The following is a 449-nucleotide window of genomic DNA, read 5'->3' on the forward strand; positions in this document are numbered from 1 at the left end:
GCGGGTGCGCCCCCGCTGCGCCCCGCACCGGCTGCCGGAGATCGCCCCCGCACCTTAGACAATGGGCCCATGGCCTCTGATCGCCCCGCGCTCTCCACCGACCAGCCGCAGACGGGCCGCCCCGGCGCGCCCGCCCGCCCCCGTGTGCTCTCCGGTATCCAGCCCACCGCAGGCTCGTTCCACCACGGCAACTACCTGGGCGCGGTGCGCCAGTGGGTGGCGCTGCAGGAGACCCACGACGCCTTCTACATGGTCGTGGACCTGCACGCGATCACGGTCCCGCAGGACCCCGCCGAGCTGCGGGCCAACACCCGGCTCGCCGTGGCGCAGCTCCTCGCGGCCGGCCTGGACCCGGAGCGGTGCACGCTCTTCGTCCAGAGCCATGTGCCCGAGCACGCCCAGCTCGGCTGGGTGATGAACTGCCTCACCGGCTTCGGCGAGGCGTCCCG

1 pseudogene is annotated in these 449 nt (G+C 74.2%); it reads left to right on the forward strand.

The window, feature by feature from the left end:
• Positions 1–69 precede the first annotated feature (69 nt).
• Positions 70–449, forward strand: a pseudogene (locus tag RM779_RS33335) (tryptophan--tRNA ligase); the annotation flags it as partial.

The sequence above is a fragment of the Streptomyces johnsoniae genome, from assembly GCF_031845565.1.
Lineage (GTDB): Bacteria > Actinomycetota > Actinomycetes > Streptomycetales > Streptomycetaceae > Streptomyces > Streptomyces johnsoniae.